Annotated in this window: 14 protein-coding genes; 8 read left to right on the forward strand and 6 right to left on the reverse strand. The window is 74.9% G+C overall.

The features are described from left to right. From VKZ81_RS17965 to VKZ81_RS17975, 3 genes are all read right to left on the reverse strand, one after another. A partial coding sequence (locus tag VKZ81_RS17965; RefSeq protein WP_324242740.1) for a transposase family protein occupies positions 1-608 on the reverse strand: 608 nt, incomplete at its 3' end. A gap of 63 nt (positions 609-671) precedes the next feature. Beyond that, positions 672-989, reverse strand: coding sequence for a DUF4873 domain-containing protein (locus VKZ81_RS17970; RefSeq protein ID WP_324242741.1), 318 nt, complete (start codon positions 987-989; stop codon positions 672-674). After that, a complete protein-coding gene (locus VKZ81_RS17975) occupies positions 982-1,662 on the reverse strand; it encodes a TetR/AcrR family transcriptional regulator (RefSeq protein ID WP_324242742.1) in 681 nt (226 codons plus the stop codon). The genes VKZ81_RS17970 and VKZ81_RS17975 overlap by 8 nt, the downstream gene beginning before the upstream one ends. A gap of 61 nt (positions 1,663-1,723) precedes the next feature. On the opposite strand from VKZ81_RS17975, the gene VKZ81_RS17980 reads away from it, so the two are divergent. From VKZ81_RS17980 to VKZ81_RS17995, 4 genes are all read left to right on the forward strand, one after another. Beyond that, positions 1,724-2,602, forward strand: coding sequence for an SDR family NAD(P)-dependent oxidoreductase (locus tag VKZ81_RS17980; protein ID WP_324242743.1), 879 nt, complete (start codon positions 1,724-1,726; stop codon positions 2,600-2,602). Further along, a complete protein-coding gene (locus tag VKZ81_RS17985) occupies positions 2,599-3,492 on the forward strand; it encodes an AurF N-oxygenase family protein (protein WP_324242744.1) in 894 nt (297 codons plus the stop codon). Before VKZ81_RS17980 ends, VKZ81_RS17985 begins: the two co-directional genes overlap by 4 nt. Before the next feature lie 63 nt (positions 3,493-3,555). Then, the gene (locus VKZ81_RS17990) at positions 3,556-4,398 is read left to right on the forward strand and encodes a CPBP family intramembrane glutamic endopeptidase (RefSeq protein ID WP_324242745.1); all 843 of its coding nucleotides are present in this window, start codon (positions 3,556-3,558) and stop codon (positions 4,396-4,398) included. A gap of 19 nt (positions 4,399-4,417) precedes the next feature. After that, the gene (locus VKZ81_RS17995) at positions 4,418-5,326 is read left to right on the forward strand and encodes an alpha/beta fold hydrolase (protein WP_324242746.1); all 909 of its coding nucleotides are present in this window, start codon (positions 4,418-4,420) and stop codon (positions 5,324-5,326) included. Between the two features lie 131 nt (positions 5,327-5,457). Here the strand turns inward: VKZ81_RS17995 and VKZ81_RS18000 are convergent, their stop codons facing one another. Further along, positions 5,458-5,679 carry a hypothetical protein gene (locus VKZ81_RS18000; RefSeq protein ID WP_324242747.1) on the reverse strand — a complete coding sequence of 74 codons (222 nt, stop codon included), beginning with the start codon at positions 5,677-5,679 and terminating at the stop codon, positions 5,458-5,460. A 406-nt stretch (positions 5,680-6,085) separates the two neighbouring features. Here VKZ81_RS18000 and VKZ81_RS18005 point away from each other — a divergent pair, with 406 nt between their 5' ends. After that, positions 6,086-6,643, forward strand: coding sequence for an ATP-dependent Clp protease proteolytic subunit (locus VKZ81_RS18005; RefSeq protein WP_324242748.1), 558 nt, complete (start codon positions 6,086-6,088; stop codon positions 6,641-6,643). 6 nt (positions 6,644-6,649) lie between these two features. Here the strand turns inward: VKZ81_RS18005 and VKZ81_RS18010 are convergent, their stop codons facing one another. Both VKZ81_RS18010 and VKZ81_RS18015 read right to left on the reverse strand, forming a co-directional pair. Further along, a complete protein-coding gene (locus VKZ81_RS18010) occupies positions 6,650-7,273 on the reverse strand; it encodes a TetR/AcrR family transcriptional regulator (protein WP_324242749.1) in 624 nt (207 codons plus the stop codon). Positions 7,274-7,319: 46 nt separating this feature from the next. After that, complete coding sequence (locus VKZ81_RS18015) at positions 7,320-8,513, reverse strand: hypothetical protein (protein WP_324242750.1); 1,194 nt, start codon at positions 8,511-8,513, stop codon at positions 7,320-7,322. 203 nt (positions 8,514-8,716) lie between these two features. Between VKZ81_RS18015 and VKZ81_RS18020 the strand changes: the two genes are divergently transcribed. The 3 genes from VKZ81_RS18020 to VKZ81_RS18030 all read left to right on the forward strand — a co-directional run bounded on the left by VKZ81_RS18020 (position 8,717) and on the right by VKZ81_RS18030 (position 14,874). After that, entirely contained in the window at positions 8,717-9,658 is a 942-nt protein-coding gene (locus VKZ81_RS18020) for an alpha/beta fold hydrolase (protein ID WP_414709403.1), read from the forward strand. Between the two features lie 49 nt (positions 9,659-9,707). Next, complete coding sequence (gene moeZ, locus VKZ81_RS18025; protein WP_324242752.1) at positions 9,708-10,880, forward strand: adenylyltransferase/sulfurtransferase MoeZ; 1,173 nt, start codon at positions 9,708-9,710, stop codon at positions 10,878-10,880. Between the two features lie 352 nt (positions 10,881-11,232). Beyond that, entirely contained in the window at positions 11,233-14,874 is a 3,642-nt protein-coding gene (locus VKZ81_RS18030) for a hypothetical protein (RefSeq protein WP_324242753.1), read from the forward strand. The last annotated feature ends 104 nt before the right edge of the window (positions 14,875-14,978 follow it).

Below are 14,978 nucleotides of genomic sequence, written 5' to 3' on the forward strand. Positions count from 1 at the left end.
CCGCGGGCTGCGGCCGCGCTGAGTGGGCTGATGAGGTGGTGTTCGCGGGCGGCGGCCAGATCGTTGTGGGTACCACCGGGCAGCACCTTCGAGCACCACAGTGGGTGCCCGTCGGCGGTGGCCAGGAACTGGATGTTGCCGCAGAACGTGCGGTGTTTGCCGGAGTACCAGCGGTGCACCGCCCGGCCCGCGCTGGGCCCTTTGGTTTTGATCACCTTCCCGGCGACCCGGGTGGTGCGGATCGCGGTGCCGTCCACGATCACGTGGGTGTCCCCGGCCGCGAGCCGCTGATCGAGCACCTCGTGCAGGTCAGGCGCTTGGGCGGCGAGCACGGTGATGCCCTCGTGCAGATACCGGTAGGCGGTGGCGATGCTGATGCGGGCGTCGGCGGCCAGCCGGGCGACCGGGGTGGCATCCCGAAACCAGCGCAGCACCAGCACCGCCTGCCCCCACACCGACAGGGCGCGCCGGCCGCGGCGGGTACCGCGGGCGGCGCGTTCCTCGGCCAGCAGCCGGGCCAGGTACCGGCCGATGGGCTGGGCGATGTCGAGGCTGGCACGATAGGTGATCACGGAGGGCCCTTTTGGTCCGGACTTGATCTTCAGCAAATCCAGTCCTACCAAGGGCCCTCCGCCCGTCTACACCCCCATGATCAAGTCACTGAGAACACCTCAGTCGGACAGATCCGGCTCGTCGATCCGGAACGGCGGGACGCCCACGCCGCTGACGCGGTAGCGGCCCCACGGGTCGACGTCGCCGATGCGGGCCTCGGCGCGCCCGGTCTCGGTGCGCAGCTCGACGGTCCCGTTCGGGACCTCCGGGGCTCCTTCGGCGAGCCGGATCCGGCCGAACCAGTGCAGCCGCCCGTCGTGCGGCTCGTGCTTGGCGTCCAGCCGGGCGTGCACCGGGACGTCCCGCCCGTCGACGGTCAGGACGGCCGGACCGGTGTAGCCCTCGTCGTGGTCGTGATCGGTCTCGGGTTCAGCCACGGTCCACCTCCGGGGCGCCCGCAGGAATCGGGGCGGGCTGGTCGGCCATCGCGAGGACGCCGGAGACCCCGCCCCAGATGAGCGTCGTCAGGTAGTCGGTGAGGGCGGCGCGGCTCATCGTGCGGCGCTCGAGCCACCAGTCGCCCGCGCTCTGCACCATGCCCACGAGGCCCTGCGCCCACGGCTCGGCACCGCCGGAGTCGAGGCCGAGCGCCCGCAGCCGCTCCCCGATGATCGTGGCGAGCAGACGGGCGATGTGCCGGCGGGCGTCCTCGACCACCTCCGCCCCCGCCTCCCGCTCGATCGGGTGGTGCACCACGAAGCGCCACAGTTCGGGCTCGTCCTCGATGCCCGCGAGGAACGCGTCGATGACCCCGCGGATGAGCTGGACGGGCTCCCGGTCGGGGTCCAGCTCGGGCGCCATCCGCGCCAGCAGCATCTCCGCGGCCTTCTCCCCGACGGCCCGTTGCAAGTCGGCCCGGTCGGTGAAGTGCCGGTAGAGCACCGGCTTGGTGATCCCCGCCGCCGCGGCCAGCTCCGCGACCGAGACGCCGGGCCCGTGGGTGCGCACCGCCTCGATCGCGGCCTGCACCATCTCGGCGCGGCGCTCGGCTCGTCGTCGCTGCCGCTCGGCCGGGCCACCCGGCTTGACACGGCGCTCTTCGGAATGCACGGTACTTGTGGTAACAGTTACCGGCGGTAACACGCAAGTACCGCGGCTGGAGGCGGGAGCGATGGCGGCTGCATGGACGGGGTCGAAACCGGTGGCCACGCCGGTGCCCGGCCGGGTGCTGGTCACCGGGGCGGCGGGCGGTTTCGGTTCCGCCACCGCGACCCGGCTGCGGGAGCTCGGCGCGCAGGTCGTCGGGCTGGACGTGAACCCCGGCGAGAACGTGCTGGCCTGCGACATCACCGACGCCGCGGCCGTCGGGTCGGCCGTCGGGGAGGCCGTGGCGCGGCTGGGCGGCCTCGACGCCGTCCTGCACTACGCGGGCATCGGCATCCCCAACGACGCCGGTGGCCCGCTGGAGCCCGACGCGCTGCGCGTCATCGACGTCAACCTGCTCGGCGCCTGGCGGGTCACGGCGGCGGCGCTGCCCGCGCTCACGGCCTCCCGGGCCGAGCGCGGCGGGCGGCGCGCCCGGGTCGTCTTCGTCGCCAGTGAGCTCGCGTACGTGACGCTGCCGTTCGTGTCGGCCTACAGCGTCGCGAAGCGCGGGATGTCGGCCTACGCCGACGCGCTGCGGCTGGAATACGGCACGGAGCTGCACGTCACGACCGTCTACCCGGGCTACGTGCGCACCGGCATCCACGCCGCGGGCCGCGAGGTCGGGCTGAGCCTCGAGGGCCAGGTCCGCCGCGAGGAGGTCGAGGACGTCGTCGGCACCGTGCTGCGCGTGCTCGGCGCCCGGCGACCGCCGCGCGACACCGCCTGCACCCGCGCCGGGAACCTCGAGCTGTGGGCGGCCCGCCACCTGCCCGGCGTCGTCGGCGCCGTGGCCGCCCGGCAGATCCGCAAGCGCGCCGCCGAGGGGCGGTTCGACGGCTCGCCGCTCGCGGCGGGGCTCGTCGCACGGTTGACCGGTCGCACGCCCGAGAGGAGCCCGCGATGACCACGAGGACGGTGAACGACCGCGAAGCGACCGCGGAGCGGCTGCTCCGCTCGTCGCTCGACCACTCCTACGAGCCGAGCATCGACATCGACTGGGACGCCCCGCTCGCCCCGGACGGCTGGGCGATGCCCGCCCACCGCGTGTCGCTCTACGGCACCGAGCTGTGGGAGGGCCTCACCGAGGAGCAGCGGCGCACCCTGTCGGTGCACGAGGTGTGCAGCATCGCCCGCATCGGGCTGTGGTTCGAGATCATCCTCATGCAGATGCTGCTGCGGTACGCCTACGACCGCGACCCGCGCAGGCGGCACATCCAGTACGCGCTCACCGAGATCGCCGACGAGTGCCGGCACTCGATCATGTTCGCGAAGATGACCGAGCGGTACGGCGTGCCGGACTACGCGCCGCGGAAGGTCACCCACGAGCTCGGGCGGTTCTTCAAGACCGTGGCGAGCGGCCCCGCGATGTTCGCGGCCACGCTCTTCGTCGAGGAGATCCTCGACCAGCTCCAGCGGGAGGCGATGCGCGACGACACCGTGCAGCCGCTCACCCGGATGATCAACCGGATCCACGTCACCGAGGAGGCCCGGCACGTCCGCTACGCCCGCGAGGAGCTGATGCGGATCATGCCGAAGACCAACGCCGCGCAGCGCGAGCTCGCCCGCTACCTCACGGCGCGGGTGGCGTTCGTCGTGGCCCGCAACCTCATCCACCGCGATGTGTACGCCTCGGTGGGCATCGACCCCGCCGTGGGCCACCGGGCCGCGCTGGCCAACCCGCACCACCACGAGATGCTGCGCTGGTCGGCCCGCAAGCTGGTGCCGTTCCTTCGCGAGCAGAAGCTGATCGGCGGGCCCAGCGAGGTCCTGTGGCGCAAGGCGCACCTGGTCTGATGGCGGCGGCCGGGACCGCGGGAGCGGTTGTCGCGCCGGCGGCCGCCCCGCCATGCTGGCGCGGTGAGCGCAGGCGCGACGACCCCCGAGAGCTTCGAGGGTCGGTCGGTCGCCCGGCACGCGCGGCTGCCGGCTGCGGCGCTGGTGGCGCTGTCCGCCGTCGCGCTCTTCGGCCTGCAGCAGCGGCCGACCGGCTACGTGCTGATCGCCGCCGGGCTGGCCGTCGCCGCGGTGGCGGACCGCGCGCTGCTGCGGCACCTGTTCTGCATCTCGACGGGCCTCGTCGTCATCAGCACGATGTCGCTTCGGGCCGACCTGTCGAACGCGGGCATGGCCCGCTTCGCCGTGACGCTCTCGGCGGCGGTCGTCCTGCCCTACGCGCTCTCCCGCTGGTGGTTGCGGGAGAACATCATCACGTTCCCGGTGGGCACCGCGAATCGGTGGAGCCGGTTCGAGTTCGGCTACCTCGGGCTGGTCGTCGTCGCGGGCTACCTGGTCCTGCCGGTCTACTTCCTGGGGTCGGGCGCCTACCGGAACTGGCCGCAGGTCACCGGGGCGAACGAGATCACCCGGCTGTTCATCGGCGTCAACGCGGTCGGGCTGTGGGACGAACTGTTCTTCATCTGCGTCGTCTTCGCCCTGCTGCGCCACCACTTCCCGTTCTGGCAGGCGAACCTGCTGCAGGCGGTGGTGTTCGTGTCGTTCCTGTGGGAGCTGGGCTACCGCGGCTGGGGTCCGGTGCTCACGGTGCCGTTCGCGCTGCTGCAGGGCTACATCTTCCAGCGCACCCGATCGCTGCCCTACGTGGTGACGGTGCACCTGACGTTCGACGCGATCATCTTCGCGATCCTCGTGCACGCCTACAACCCGGCGCTCTTCGACGTCTTCCCGACCGATCCCCGCTAGCGCGGGAGGGGGCGGTCCGGTGACCACCGAACGGACCGTCCCCGCTGCCGACGGGGTGCCGCTGCACGTCCGGCTGGACGGTCCGGCCGACGCGCCGGTCACGGTCGTCCTCGTCCACGGCTGGACGCTCGACGGGACCACGTGGGGGCCGGTCACCCGGTCGCTCACGGCCGGGCGGGCGCCGGTGCGCGTGGTGCGGCCCGACCACCGCGGCCACGGCCGCTCCTCGGCCGTCGAGCCGGCGACGATGACGATCGACCAGCTCGCCGACGACCTCGCCGCGGTCCTCGCTGCGGTGGCGCCCGCCGGTCCGCTCGTGCTCGCCGGGCACTCCATGGGCGGGATGACGCTCATGGCCCTGGCCGACCGCCACCCGGAGGTGGTGGTGCGGGCCCGCGGGATCGCGCTGGTGTCCACCGCGAGCGGCGGGCTCGCCGAGCGGCCGTTCGGCCTGCCCCCGCGTGCGGCGGCGGCCTACAAGCGGGTGCAGCAACGGATCGCCGCCACGCCGGGGTGGGCGCGCCGGGAGCGCTTCGGCCACCCGCGGCTGCTCGCGCCCGGGCTGCGCTGGCTGCTGCTCGGGGCGGACCCGAGCCCCGAGGCCTGCCGGATCACGTACGAGGCCGTGGGGGCGTGCCGTCCGCTCACCGTGTCGGGTTTCCAGGCCACCCTCGAGGCCCACGAACGCGACGCGGCGCTCGCGGCGTTCGCGGACGTCCCGACCGTCGTGCTGGTCGGCTCCCGCGACCGGCTCACGCCCGTGCGGGCCTCCCGGCGCATCGCGCGGGCCCTGCCGTCGGCCGAGCTGACGATCTTCCCGGAGGCGGGGCACATGCTGCCGCTGGAACGGGTCGGCGCGGTCGCGGGCCGGATCGCCGCACTCGCCGCGGGCGCGGTCGATCGGCGATCGGCGCGCCGCAGCGCCTGACCCGGCGGGGTCACGCGGCGGCGGCCCGGCTGCGGATCGGGGCGGGGCGGACCGGCAGGACGACGAGCTTCGCCCCGGCAGCGGTGAGCCGGTCGCGGGCGGGGCAGCGATCGCACCGGGTGGTGCCCATCTCACGCCGCCTGGATCAGGGCGCGGCCGGTGTCGGTCAGGCGCGCCTGCCCCGGGCCGGCGGCGATGAGGCCTGCGGCCGCCAGGCGGCGGCCGACGAACTGGTCGCAGCAGCCGAGCCCGTCGACGGCGAGGACGCCGATCGCGGAGATCGTGCAGCGGCCTGCGGCGACGGCGCGCAGGACGGCGCGGTCCCGGTGGCTGAGGTCGGTGGTGGTGCTCATGTCTCGCTCCCTTCCGGGCCGGTGCGCCCTCGTACGGCGCTGTCGGAAGTGAGACCGCCGCCACACCCGGAACTCATCGCCGCAGCGATACCCCGACTCACCCGCACTCACACCGCGACTCGCCCGCACTCACACCGCGACTCGCGGGGATTTCGGCGAGTCGCGGTCCGGGTGTGCGCGAGTCGCGGTCCGGGTGTGCACGTGTCGGGGTCCGGGTACGCGCCGGGAGGAGGCGGTGGCTTTCCGCTCTCGGTGAAAGGGGTTCGCCGCGGGCGAAGCAGCGGGTTGGCGTGGTCCCGGCGCCCATAGCGTCGCGGGGGTCACCCACCGCGCAGAGGACGCGCACGGCGTCGCGAACCCGCCACCGCCGCCCGCGAGCTCCCCGAAGCCAGAAGGAGATCACCGCATGAGCGCCCCCACCCTGGACGACGCCGTCTACGACCGGCTGCTGCGCGAGCGCATCGTCGTGCTCGGCACGGAGGTCGACGACGAGGTCGCGACGAAGCTCGTCTCGCAGCTGCTGCTGCTCGCGGGCGAGGACCCGGCCGCCGACATCACGCTCTACGTCAACTCGCCGGGCGGTTCCGTGCTCGCCGGGATGGCGATCTACGACACGATGCACACGATCGAGCCGGACGTCGTCACCGTCGCCACCGGGATGGCCGCCTCGATGGGGCAGTTCCTGCTCACGGGCGGCACGCCGGGCAAGCGGTTCGCGCTGCCGCACGCGCAGGTGATGATGCACCAGCCGCACGGCGGCGCGGGCGGCTCGGAGTCCGACATCGTGATCCGCGCGGGCATGATGTCCCGGCTCAAGAAGCGGATCGCCGAGATCACGGCCGAGCGCACCGGGCAGCCGCTGGAGCGGATCGAGGCCGACTTCGACCGCGACCGCTGGTTCTCCGCGCAGGAGGCGGTCGACTACGGCCTCATCGACGGCGTGCTGCGCACGGCGCCGCGCTGAGCGGCGTCAGTCGTGGACGAGGGGGAAACCGGCGAGCCCGCGCCAGGCGAACCCCGACATGAGCGCCACGGCCTCGTCGCGGGGCACCGCCTGGTCGGAGTCCAGCCAGTACTGCGCGGCCACCTGGCTCAGCCCGACCAGGCCGACCGCGAGCATCCGGGCCCGGGCGGTGTCGAGGCCCGCGTCGGCGGTGACCGCCGCGGCGACCGCGTCGATGCAGCGGTTGAGCGCGTTGTCGACGACGGCGGCCGCCTCGGGCTCGCCGCGCAGGTCGGACTCGAACACGAGCCGGTAGGCCTGGCCCTCGCCTGCGACGAAGTCGAAGTAGGCCGCGACGGCCGCGTGCACGCGCTGTTCGTTGTCGGTGGTGCTGTCGATGGCCGCGGTGACCCGCTCCACCAGCTCGTCGGCGTACGTGGTGAGCAGCGCCCGGTACAGCTCGAGCTTGCCGGGGAAGTGCTGGTAGAGCACCGGCTTGCTCACGCCCGCCCGCTCGGCGATGTCGTCCATCGCGGCGGCGTGGTACCCGTGCGCCGCGAACACGTCCCGGGCGGCCACGAGCAGCTGGGCGCGGCGCGCGTCCCGGGACAGGCGGGTGCCGCGGTGCACCGGTGCCGGCGCCTCGGTCATGCGGTTGCCCTCCGTCCGTCCACCCGATCGGGTGCGCAGAAACACCTTACCCGCCGGTAGCGGGGCCGCGCTGGGGCCGCAGTCCGTTGATCGCGAGGACGGCCGCGCCCGCGGCCGTGGCGGCCGCCGAGAACGCCGGCCCGACCAGCCCCGCGGCGGTGACCGGCAGCAACGCGGCGATGCACGCGAGCGACCAGATCACGTTCACCCGGGCGACGGCCGCGGTGCGGCGGGCGATGCGGATCGCCGCGACAGCAGTGGCGAGGTCACCGTGCGCGACGGTCAGGGTGGGCCGGATCGCCGGTTCGGCGCGGCCGACGCGCACGGCGAGGTCGGCGGCGTCGAGCGCGGGCCGGTGCCGCCCGGGATCGCCGATCACCGCGACGCCGGGCCCCAGCTCGCCGACGAGCGCGGCGAGGTCCCGGGCCGCGACGCCCGCCACCACGGCGTCCGGCGCGAGGCCCGCGCGTTCGGCCACCGCCTCCGCGACCGGCGCGTCCTCGCTCGCCACGAGGACCGGCCGCACACCGAGGCCGGCCAGCTCGCGCACGGCGGCGGCCCTGGCGTCGGAGACGGCGGGGCCGACCTCGAGCACGCCCCGCGCGACGCCGTCCCAGGCCACCGTCACCGGGGTGCTGCCCGGCGCCGTGGCGACGGCGGGCGGGTCGATGTCGTGCGCCGCGAGGAGCTCGGCGTCCCCCACCAGCACGGCGTGGGCGATGACCCGCTCGGCGCCCGGGTCACCGACGACCTCGGCCACCACACCGCGCGAGCCGAGGTCGGCGACGGGGTCGAAGTCGGAGACCCCGGGCAGGCGGGGGGTCGCGGCGGCCACCGCCCGGTCGACGGGGCGGGCCGACTCCTGGGCGACTGCCCCGGCCAGGCGCAGCACGTCCGCGGCCGGGGCGCCGTCGACCACGTGCACCGCGTGCACCCCCAGCTCCCCGCGGGTGAGCGTGCCGGTCCCGACCAGCACGGCCGTGCGGACCTCCCGCGCCGCGCAGAACGCGCCGCGCCCGACGAGCACGCCGAGCCGGTTCACCCGCTCGGTGCCGACGAGGCGGGGCAGCCCGGTGCCGAGGCCGACGGCGGCGGGCACCGCGATCAGCAGCACCGCGAACGCGGCCTCGACGGCCGTCGCGGCGTCCTGCCCGCTGCCCAGCCGGTACGCGAGCACCACCAGCGCCGCGACGACCGTGAGGACAGCGGCGGCGCTCTCCAGCCGGCCGGCCCCGCCCACTCGCGACCCTCCTCTCACCCGTACAACGGCCGAGACCGGCCGCGATGACGTCCCCCGACCGGCGCGAGCGCGGTCACGTCGGGTGGCCACCGCCGCGGGTCCCGGGTCATCCTCGAGGGGTGAGCTCCCTCGCGCCGCCGTTCGTCCGCCCGCTGCGCACGCGGGCGCGCGGGGAACGCGCGGTGCCCGTCGAGCCGCCGCCGATGGCGGATCCGGCCACGCTCCCGCGCCTCGATCCGCACCAGCCCGCGTGGCCGGGCGCCGAGGTGACCTCCGGGGGCGTCACGCTGCACGTGCGCGAGACGCCGGGCCCGCAGGACACCCCCGCCGTCTACGTCCACGGTCTGTCCGGCTCGGCCACGAACTGGACCGACCTCGCCGCGCTGCTGTCCACCCGCGCCGCGGGCACGGCGGTCGACCTGCCCGGGTTCGGCCTGTCCCGGCCGCTCGCCTCCCGCGACTACTCGCCCCAGGGGCACGCCGACGCGCTGATGTGCTTCCTCGCCGGACGCGGGCGCCCGGTCCACCTGCTGGGCAACTCGTTCGGCGGCCTCGTCGCGCTCACCGTCGCCGCGCGCAGGCCCGAGCTCGTGCGCACGCTCACGCTCGTGTCACCCGCGCTGCCCGACCTGCGGCCCGACCCGCGCCGGGTGTCCGATCCGCGGCTGCTGCTCGCGCTGCTGCCGGTGGTCGGCAGGCGCGCCCGCGCCGGGCTCGCGTCGATGGACCCGCGGGTGCGCGCCGAGCAGGTCGTGCGGATCTGCTTCGGTGACCCGAGCCGCGTCCCGGAGCACCGGCTGGCCCAGGCCGCCGAGGAGTTCGCCGCGCGGGCGCGGCTGGAGTGGGCGCAGGAGGCGGCCGAGCGCACCGGGAGGGCGATGGTCGCGGGCTGGCTGCGCGCCCGGTCGCTGTGGTCGATGGCGGCGCGGGTGCAGGCTCCGACGCTGGTGGTCTGGGGCGACCGCGACCGGCTCGTCGCGCCGCGGCTGGCCCATCGCGCCGCCGCGGTGCTGCCGCGCTCGCGCCTGCTGGTGCTGCCCGGTGTGGGCCATGTCGCCCAGATGGAGGCGCCGGAGACGGTAGCGCGGGCGGTAGCGGGGATGTGGGATGCGGTGGAGGCTGGGACCTGGGAAGAACCCGGGTGACCGCGGCGTTGCCGCTATGAGCCAGAACGTCGATGCGAGGAGCTTGATCATGGCGCTACCGCCGCTCGTGGAGCCGGCCGCCGAACTGTCCAAGGAGGAGGTCGAGCGCTACAGCCGCCACCTCATCATCCCGGACGTCGGCATGGCGGGGCAGAAGCGGCTGAAGAACGCGAAGGTGCTGGTGGTCGGCGCGGGTGGGCTGGGCAGCCCGGCGCTGCTCTACCTCGCCGCAGCGGGCGTCGGCACCCTCGGCATCGTGGAGTTCGACGTCGTCGACGCGTCCAACCTCCAGCGGCAGATCATCCACGGCCAGTCCGACGTCGGCCGGTCGAAGGCGGAGTCCGCGCGGGACTCCATCAAGGAGGTCAACCCGTTCGTCGAGGTCCGGCTGCACGAGACGCGGCTCGACTCGTCGAACGTCCTCGACATCTTCCGCGACTACGACCTGATCCTCGACGGCACCGACAACTTCGCCACCCGCTACCTGGTGAACGACGCCGCGGTGCTGCTCGGCAAGCCGTACGTCTGGGGCTCGATCTTCCGGTTCGAGGGCCAGGCGTCGGTGTTCTGGGAGGACGCGCCGAACGGCCAGGGCCTCAACTACCGCGACCTCTACCCCGAGCCCCCGCCGCCCGGGATGGTCCCGTCCTGCGCCGAGGGCGGCGTGCTCGGCGTGTTGTGCGCGTCGATCGGCTCGATCATGGTGAACGAGGCGATCAAGCTGATCACCGGCATCGGCGAGCCGCTGCTCGGCCGGCTGATGATCTACGACGCGCTCGAGATGAGCTACCGCACCATCAAGATCCGCAAGGACCCGAACACGCCGAAGGTCACGGAGCTCATCGACTACGAGGCGTTCTGCGGTGTGGTCTCCGACGATGCCCAGAGCGCGGCCAGCGGACACACGATCACCGCGCTCGAGCTCAAGGAGATGATCGACGCGGGCAAGGACTTCGAGCTGATCGACGTCCGGGAGCCCAACGAGTACGAGATCGTGCGGATCCCGGGCGCGAAGCTGATCCCGAAGGACCGCATCCTCTCGGGCGAGGCGCTCGCGGAGATCCCCCAGGACAAGCCCGTCGTGCTGCACTGCAAGTCCGGCGCGCGGTCGGCCGAGGCGCTCGCGGCGCTGCACCGCGCGGGCTTCTCCGACGCCGTGCACGTCGGTGGCGGCGTGCTGGCCTGGGTCAAGCAGGTCGACCCCTCCCTGCCCGTGTACTGATCGCACACCCGGCTCCGCTCGACGGCGCCCCCGCTCCGGCACCAGGTCGGACGGGGGCGCCGTCGTCGTGTCGGGCGCATTCGACCGTGCCGATGCAAGGACGAATGCCGCGTGCACGCCGGAGCTGCTCGAATGGCCCAAAATGGGCCGTTCTTGATCACCGACGGTGATCGTTTCCGGTCGATCATGTTCGTCGAACGGAGCAGTGACACCCGGTCGAGTGCCGAGTAGCGTTCCGGAGCCGGAAGATCAAGACGCTTCTGCGGGGCCGTGGTGTCGGGGTGCGCCGTGGCGCACACCACGGTCGCCCGGCGGGACTTCCGTGTTCTGACATGCCTTCCGTCACCCGGCGATGGGGGTCGCACTGGTGGTCGACAACGCGCGGCGCTGCGCCCTGCCCGGGTGCAACGAGCCGATCGAGGACATCCCTGGTCGTCCGCCCCGCCGATACTGCACCGCAGCGCACCGCGTCGCCGCCCGCCAGATGCGCCGGGCCGCCGCACACGCGGGCCAGGACGCGCGCCTCGCGGCCACCCTGCCCTGGCTCGCCGAGCACGACGCGCCGCCGGCGCCGCCCGTCCCGCACGGCGTGCGGACGCAGCGCGCCATCGTCGAGGCCCGCCGCACCGAGCGCGCCGCCGCGTCCGCGGCGGAGCGCGCCAGGGCCGCCGATGCGCCGGCCCGCAGGCGGCGGACCATGGCGGCGTTGAGCGCGGCCGGGATCCTCGCGGCCACCTACGTCCTCACCGCGTCCGAACCGGTGCCGCCCCCGCCCACGGTCGAGTACCCGCCGGGGGTCGACCCGCGTGCGGAGTGGATCGCGCACGCCCAGATCACGCTCGCCTCGCTGGACAGCCAGCTGGACACGCTCGAGCAGACCGAGCGGGCGTGGACGAGCCTGCCGCCGGAGCGGCGCGCGGTGACCCCGCCCGCGGTGCAGGACCTGCAGGCGCGCAAGGCCCTGCTCGAGCGGCGGAAGGCCACCCTGCAGGCCCAGATCGACACCTTCCGGTCCCTCGACCGCGCGCGGGCCGAGCTGCAGAGCACGGAGCGCCACCTGCAGGCGGTCGAGCAGGCGCTCGCCGCCGCGCCGACCCGCAGGTCGACGCCCGAGCAGGCGGCCGAGCTGGCCGCGCTCGACGAGCAGCGCGACCTGCGGCTGCGCCAGCGGGAGGTGAAGCGCTCCGAGCTCGAGGACCTCGAGCGCGGCGTCGAGAAGGCCGTGCGCACCCCGCTGCCCGACGACGACGAGGAGACCGAGGAGGTCACCGAGCGCGTCCTCGAGGTGGTCGAGCGCGGCGGCTCGGACGACGAGGACGAGGGGCGCTCGGACGGCGACCGCGACGAGGACGGCGACGAGGACCGCGACCAGGACCGCGACGACGAGCGGGACCGCGACGAGCGCGACGGTCCCGAGGACGAGAGCCGGGCGCTGCCCGACCTGCCGGAGGCGGTGTCCCCGCGCGACGAGAACGAGGAGCGGGAGCGGATGGACACCCCCAACGGGGCGCCGCCGGACCCCCGCGGCCCCGGCGAGAACTCCGCCGGGCCCGTCGACGAGGACGGGGACGAGGACGAACCGGACGTCCGCGCCGACGCCCCCGGGCCGCAGGGCGGGTCGCTCGTCGACGCGCTGGGCTCGCTCGGTGAGTCGCTCGGCGGTGTCGAACAGCGCCGCGGGGACGAGCGCTCACCCGCCGGCGGGGAGACCGCGCCGGATGGGGACGCCGGCGGCGAGGACCGGGGTGCCGGCGAGCGCGGGGACGGCCCCGGTGCGGATCGCGGTGGGCCCGTCGGTGAGGCGGTCGAGTCGTTCGGCGAGGCACCCGGTGGTGAGCGGCACGGTCCGCCCGGCGGCGGTGACGCGCCCGGTGGTGCGGAGCGCCGCGAGCGGCACGGTTCGGCCGGTGGCGGGGAGCGGGGTCCCGGTGAGCGTGGCCCCGGTGCGGATCGGGGTGGCCCGATCGGTGAGGCCCTGGATTCGCTGGGTGGGGCGCTGGGTGGCGGTCGGCAGGGTCCGCCCGGCGGTGGTGGTGCGCCCGGTGGTGCGGAGCGGGGCGAGCGGAACGGGGCGCCGGGCGGCGGCGCCGGTGGCGACGCGCCTGGCGGTGGTGACCGGGGGAGTGGCCCCGGTGTGAACCGGGGTGGCCCGATCGGTGAGGCCCTGGATTCGTTGGCTGAGGCGCTGGGTGGCGGTCGACAGGGTCCGCTCGGCGGCGGTGGTGCGCCCGGTGGTGCGGAGCGGGGCGAGCGCAACGGGGCGCCCGGCGGCGGCGCCGGTAGCGACGCGCCTGGCGGTGGTAACCGGGGGAGTGGCCCCGGTGTGAACCGGGGTGGCCCGATCGGTGAGGCCCTGGATTCGCTGGGTGGGGCGCTGGGTGGCGGTCGGCAGGGGCCGCTCGGCGGCGGTGATGGGCCCGGTGGCGGTGACCGGGGACCCGGCGGCCCCGGTGCGGACCGCGGTGGGCCGGTCGGTGAGGCGCTCGACTCGCTGGGCGAGGTGCAGGGAGGAGGCTCGCCCGGCCCCCGCGAGCGCGACCGCCGCGGCGGCGAGGATCGCGACGAGCGCCGGGGCGAGTCCCTCGGCGACGCCCTCGAGTCCGTGGGCGAGGCGCTCGGCGGCGACGACTCGCCCGACCGCGACGGGGAACGGCGCTCCCGCGACCGGTCCCTCGGCGGGATCCCCGATTCCGTCAGCGACCTGCTCGGCGGTGGCCGCTCGGACGACTCGGACCGCGACGACGGCGGCAGCGACGACGACACCGACGAGGACGCCCGCGACGACTCCCGCCGCGGTCACTCCGGCGGACCGCTGCGCCGGCTCCTCGGCGGTGGCGGCGGCTCGGACGACCGGGACCGCGAGGACCGTCGCGAGCGCGGCGGCGCGTCCGACCGCAAGCCGAAAGACGACCGCGACGACGCCGACCGGGAGCGGCGGGGCACCAGGGCCGTCGCTGCCGTCGACGACGCCCCGACCGGCAAGGATCGCGAGGACGACCGCCGCGGGAAATCCGAGCGCGAGCGGTCCGGCGGGGATCGGCGCACCGGCGCCGACCGGGGTGAGGCCGACCGCTCCCGCGGCGACGGCGAGCGCACCAGCCGGTCCGACCGGGACCGCGACCGGTCCGACGAGTCCGACGGCGCCGAACGCGTCGAGCGGGTGCTCGAGGCGCTCGGCGCGTCCGGCCTCGGATCCCTGCTCCGGGCCGCGGCCGAGGCGAACGACTCCGACCGCGAGGACGACCGCTCCGACGACGATGACGACTCCGACCGCAAGTCGGGTCGTGACGCTCCGGATCGGGACTCCGATGACGACCACCGGTCGGGTGATTCCTCCGACCGGGACTTCGGCGACTGGGACTCCGACGACTTCGAGGCCGCGGTCTGGGCGGCCCTGGCGAGCGCCGACTCCGACCGCGACTCGGACGAGGACGACGACCGCTCCGAGAAGGATTCCGAGCGGGACTCCGACGAGGACTCGGAGCGGGAGGCCGAGGACGACGGCGAGGACGACGGCGAGAACGCCGAGCGCGACGACCGCGACTCCGACGAGCGGGCGCCCGACCGCAGCGACGACGAGCGCCGCGCTGACGAGCACGACCGCGATCGCAGCGACGACCGGCGCGGCGACGATCGCGACCGCGACGGCGAGGAGGGCCGTGACCGCGGCGACGACGATGACGACGACCGCGACCGCGATGAGGACCGCGACGGCGACGGCGACCGGAAGAAGGACGGCGACGGCGACGGGGATCGGAAGAAGGACCGCGACCGTGACGGGGATCGGAAGAAGGACCGCGACCGCGATAAGGACCGTGACGGTGACCGGAAGAAAAACCGCGACCGCGATGAGGACCGCGACGGCGACCGGAAGAAAGACCGCGACCGCGACGACGACGATGACGACGACCGCGATCGCAAGAAGGACCGCGACGACAAGGACGACGACGACAAGGACGACGACGGGGACGACGATGACGGCGACGACGACTAGGCGGACACCCCCGCCGACGACGCCGCGTGATCATCCGGCCGGTCCGCCGCCCGATCGCGGGGCACCGCGACGCGCCTCCGCGTGGCACCCCGGAAGGGCGGCCC

This window comes from Pseudonocardia sp., from assembly GCF_035305885.1.
In the GTDB taxonomy this organism is placed as follows: domain Bacteria; phylum Actinomycetota; class Actinomycetes; order Mycobacteriales; family Pseudonocardiaceae; genus Pseudonocardia.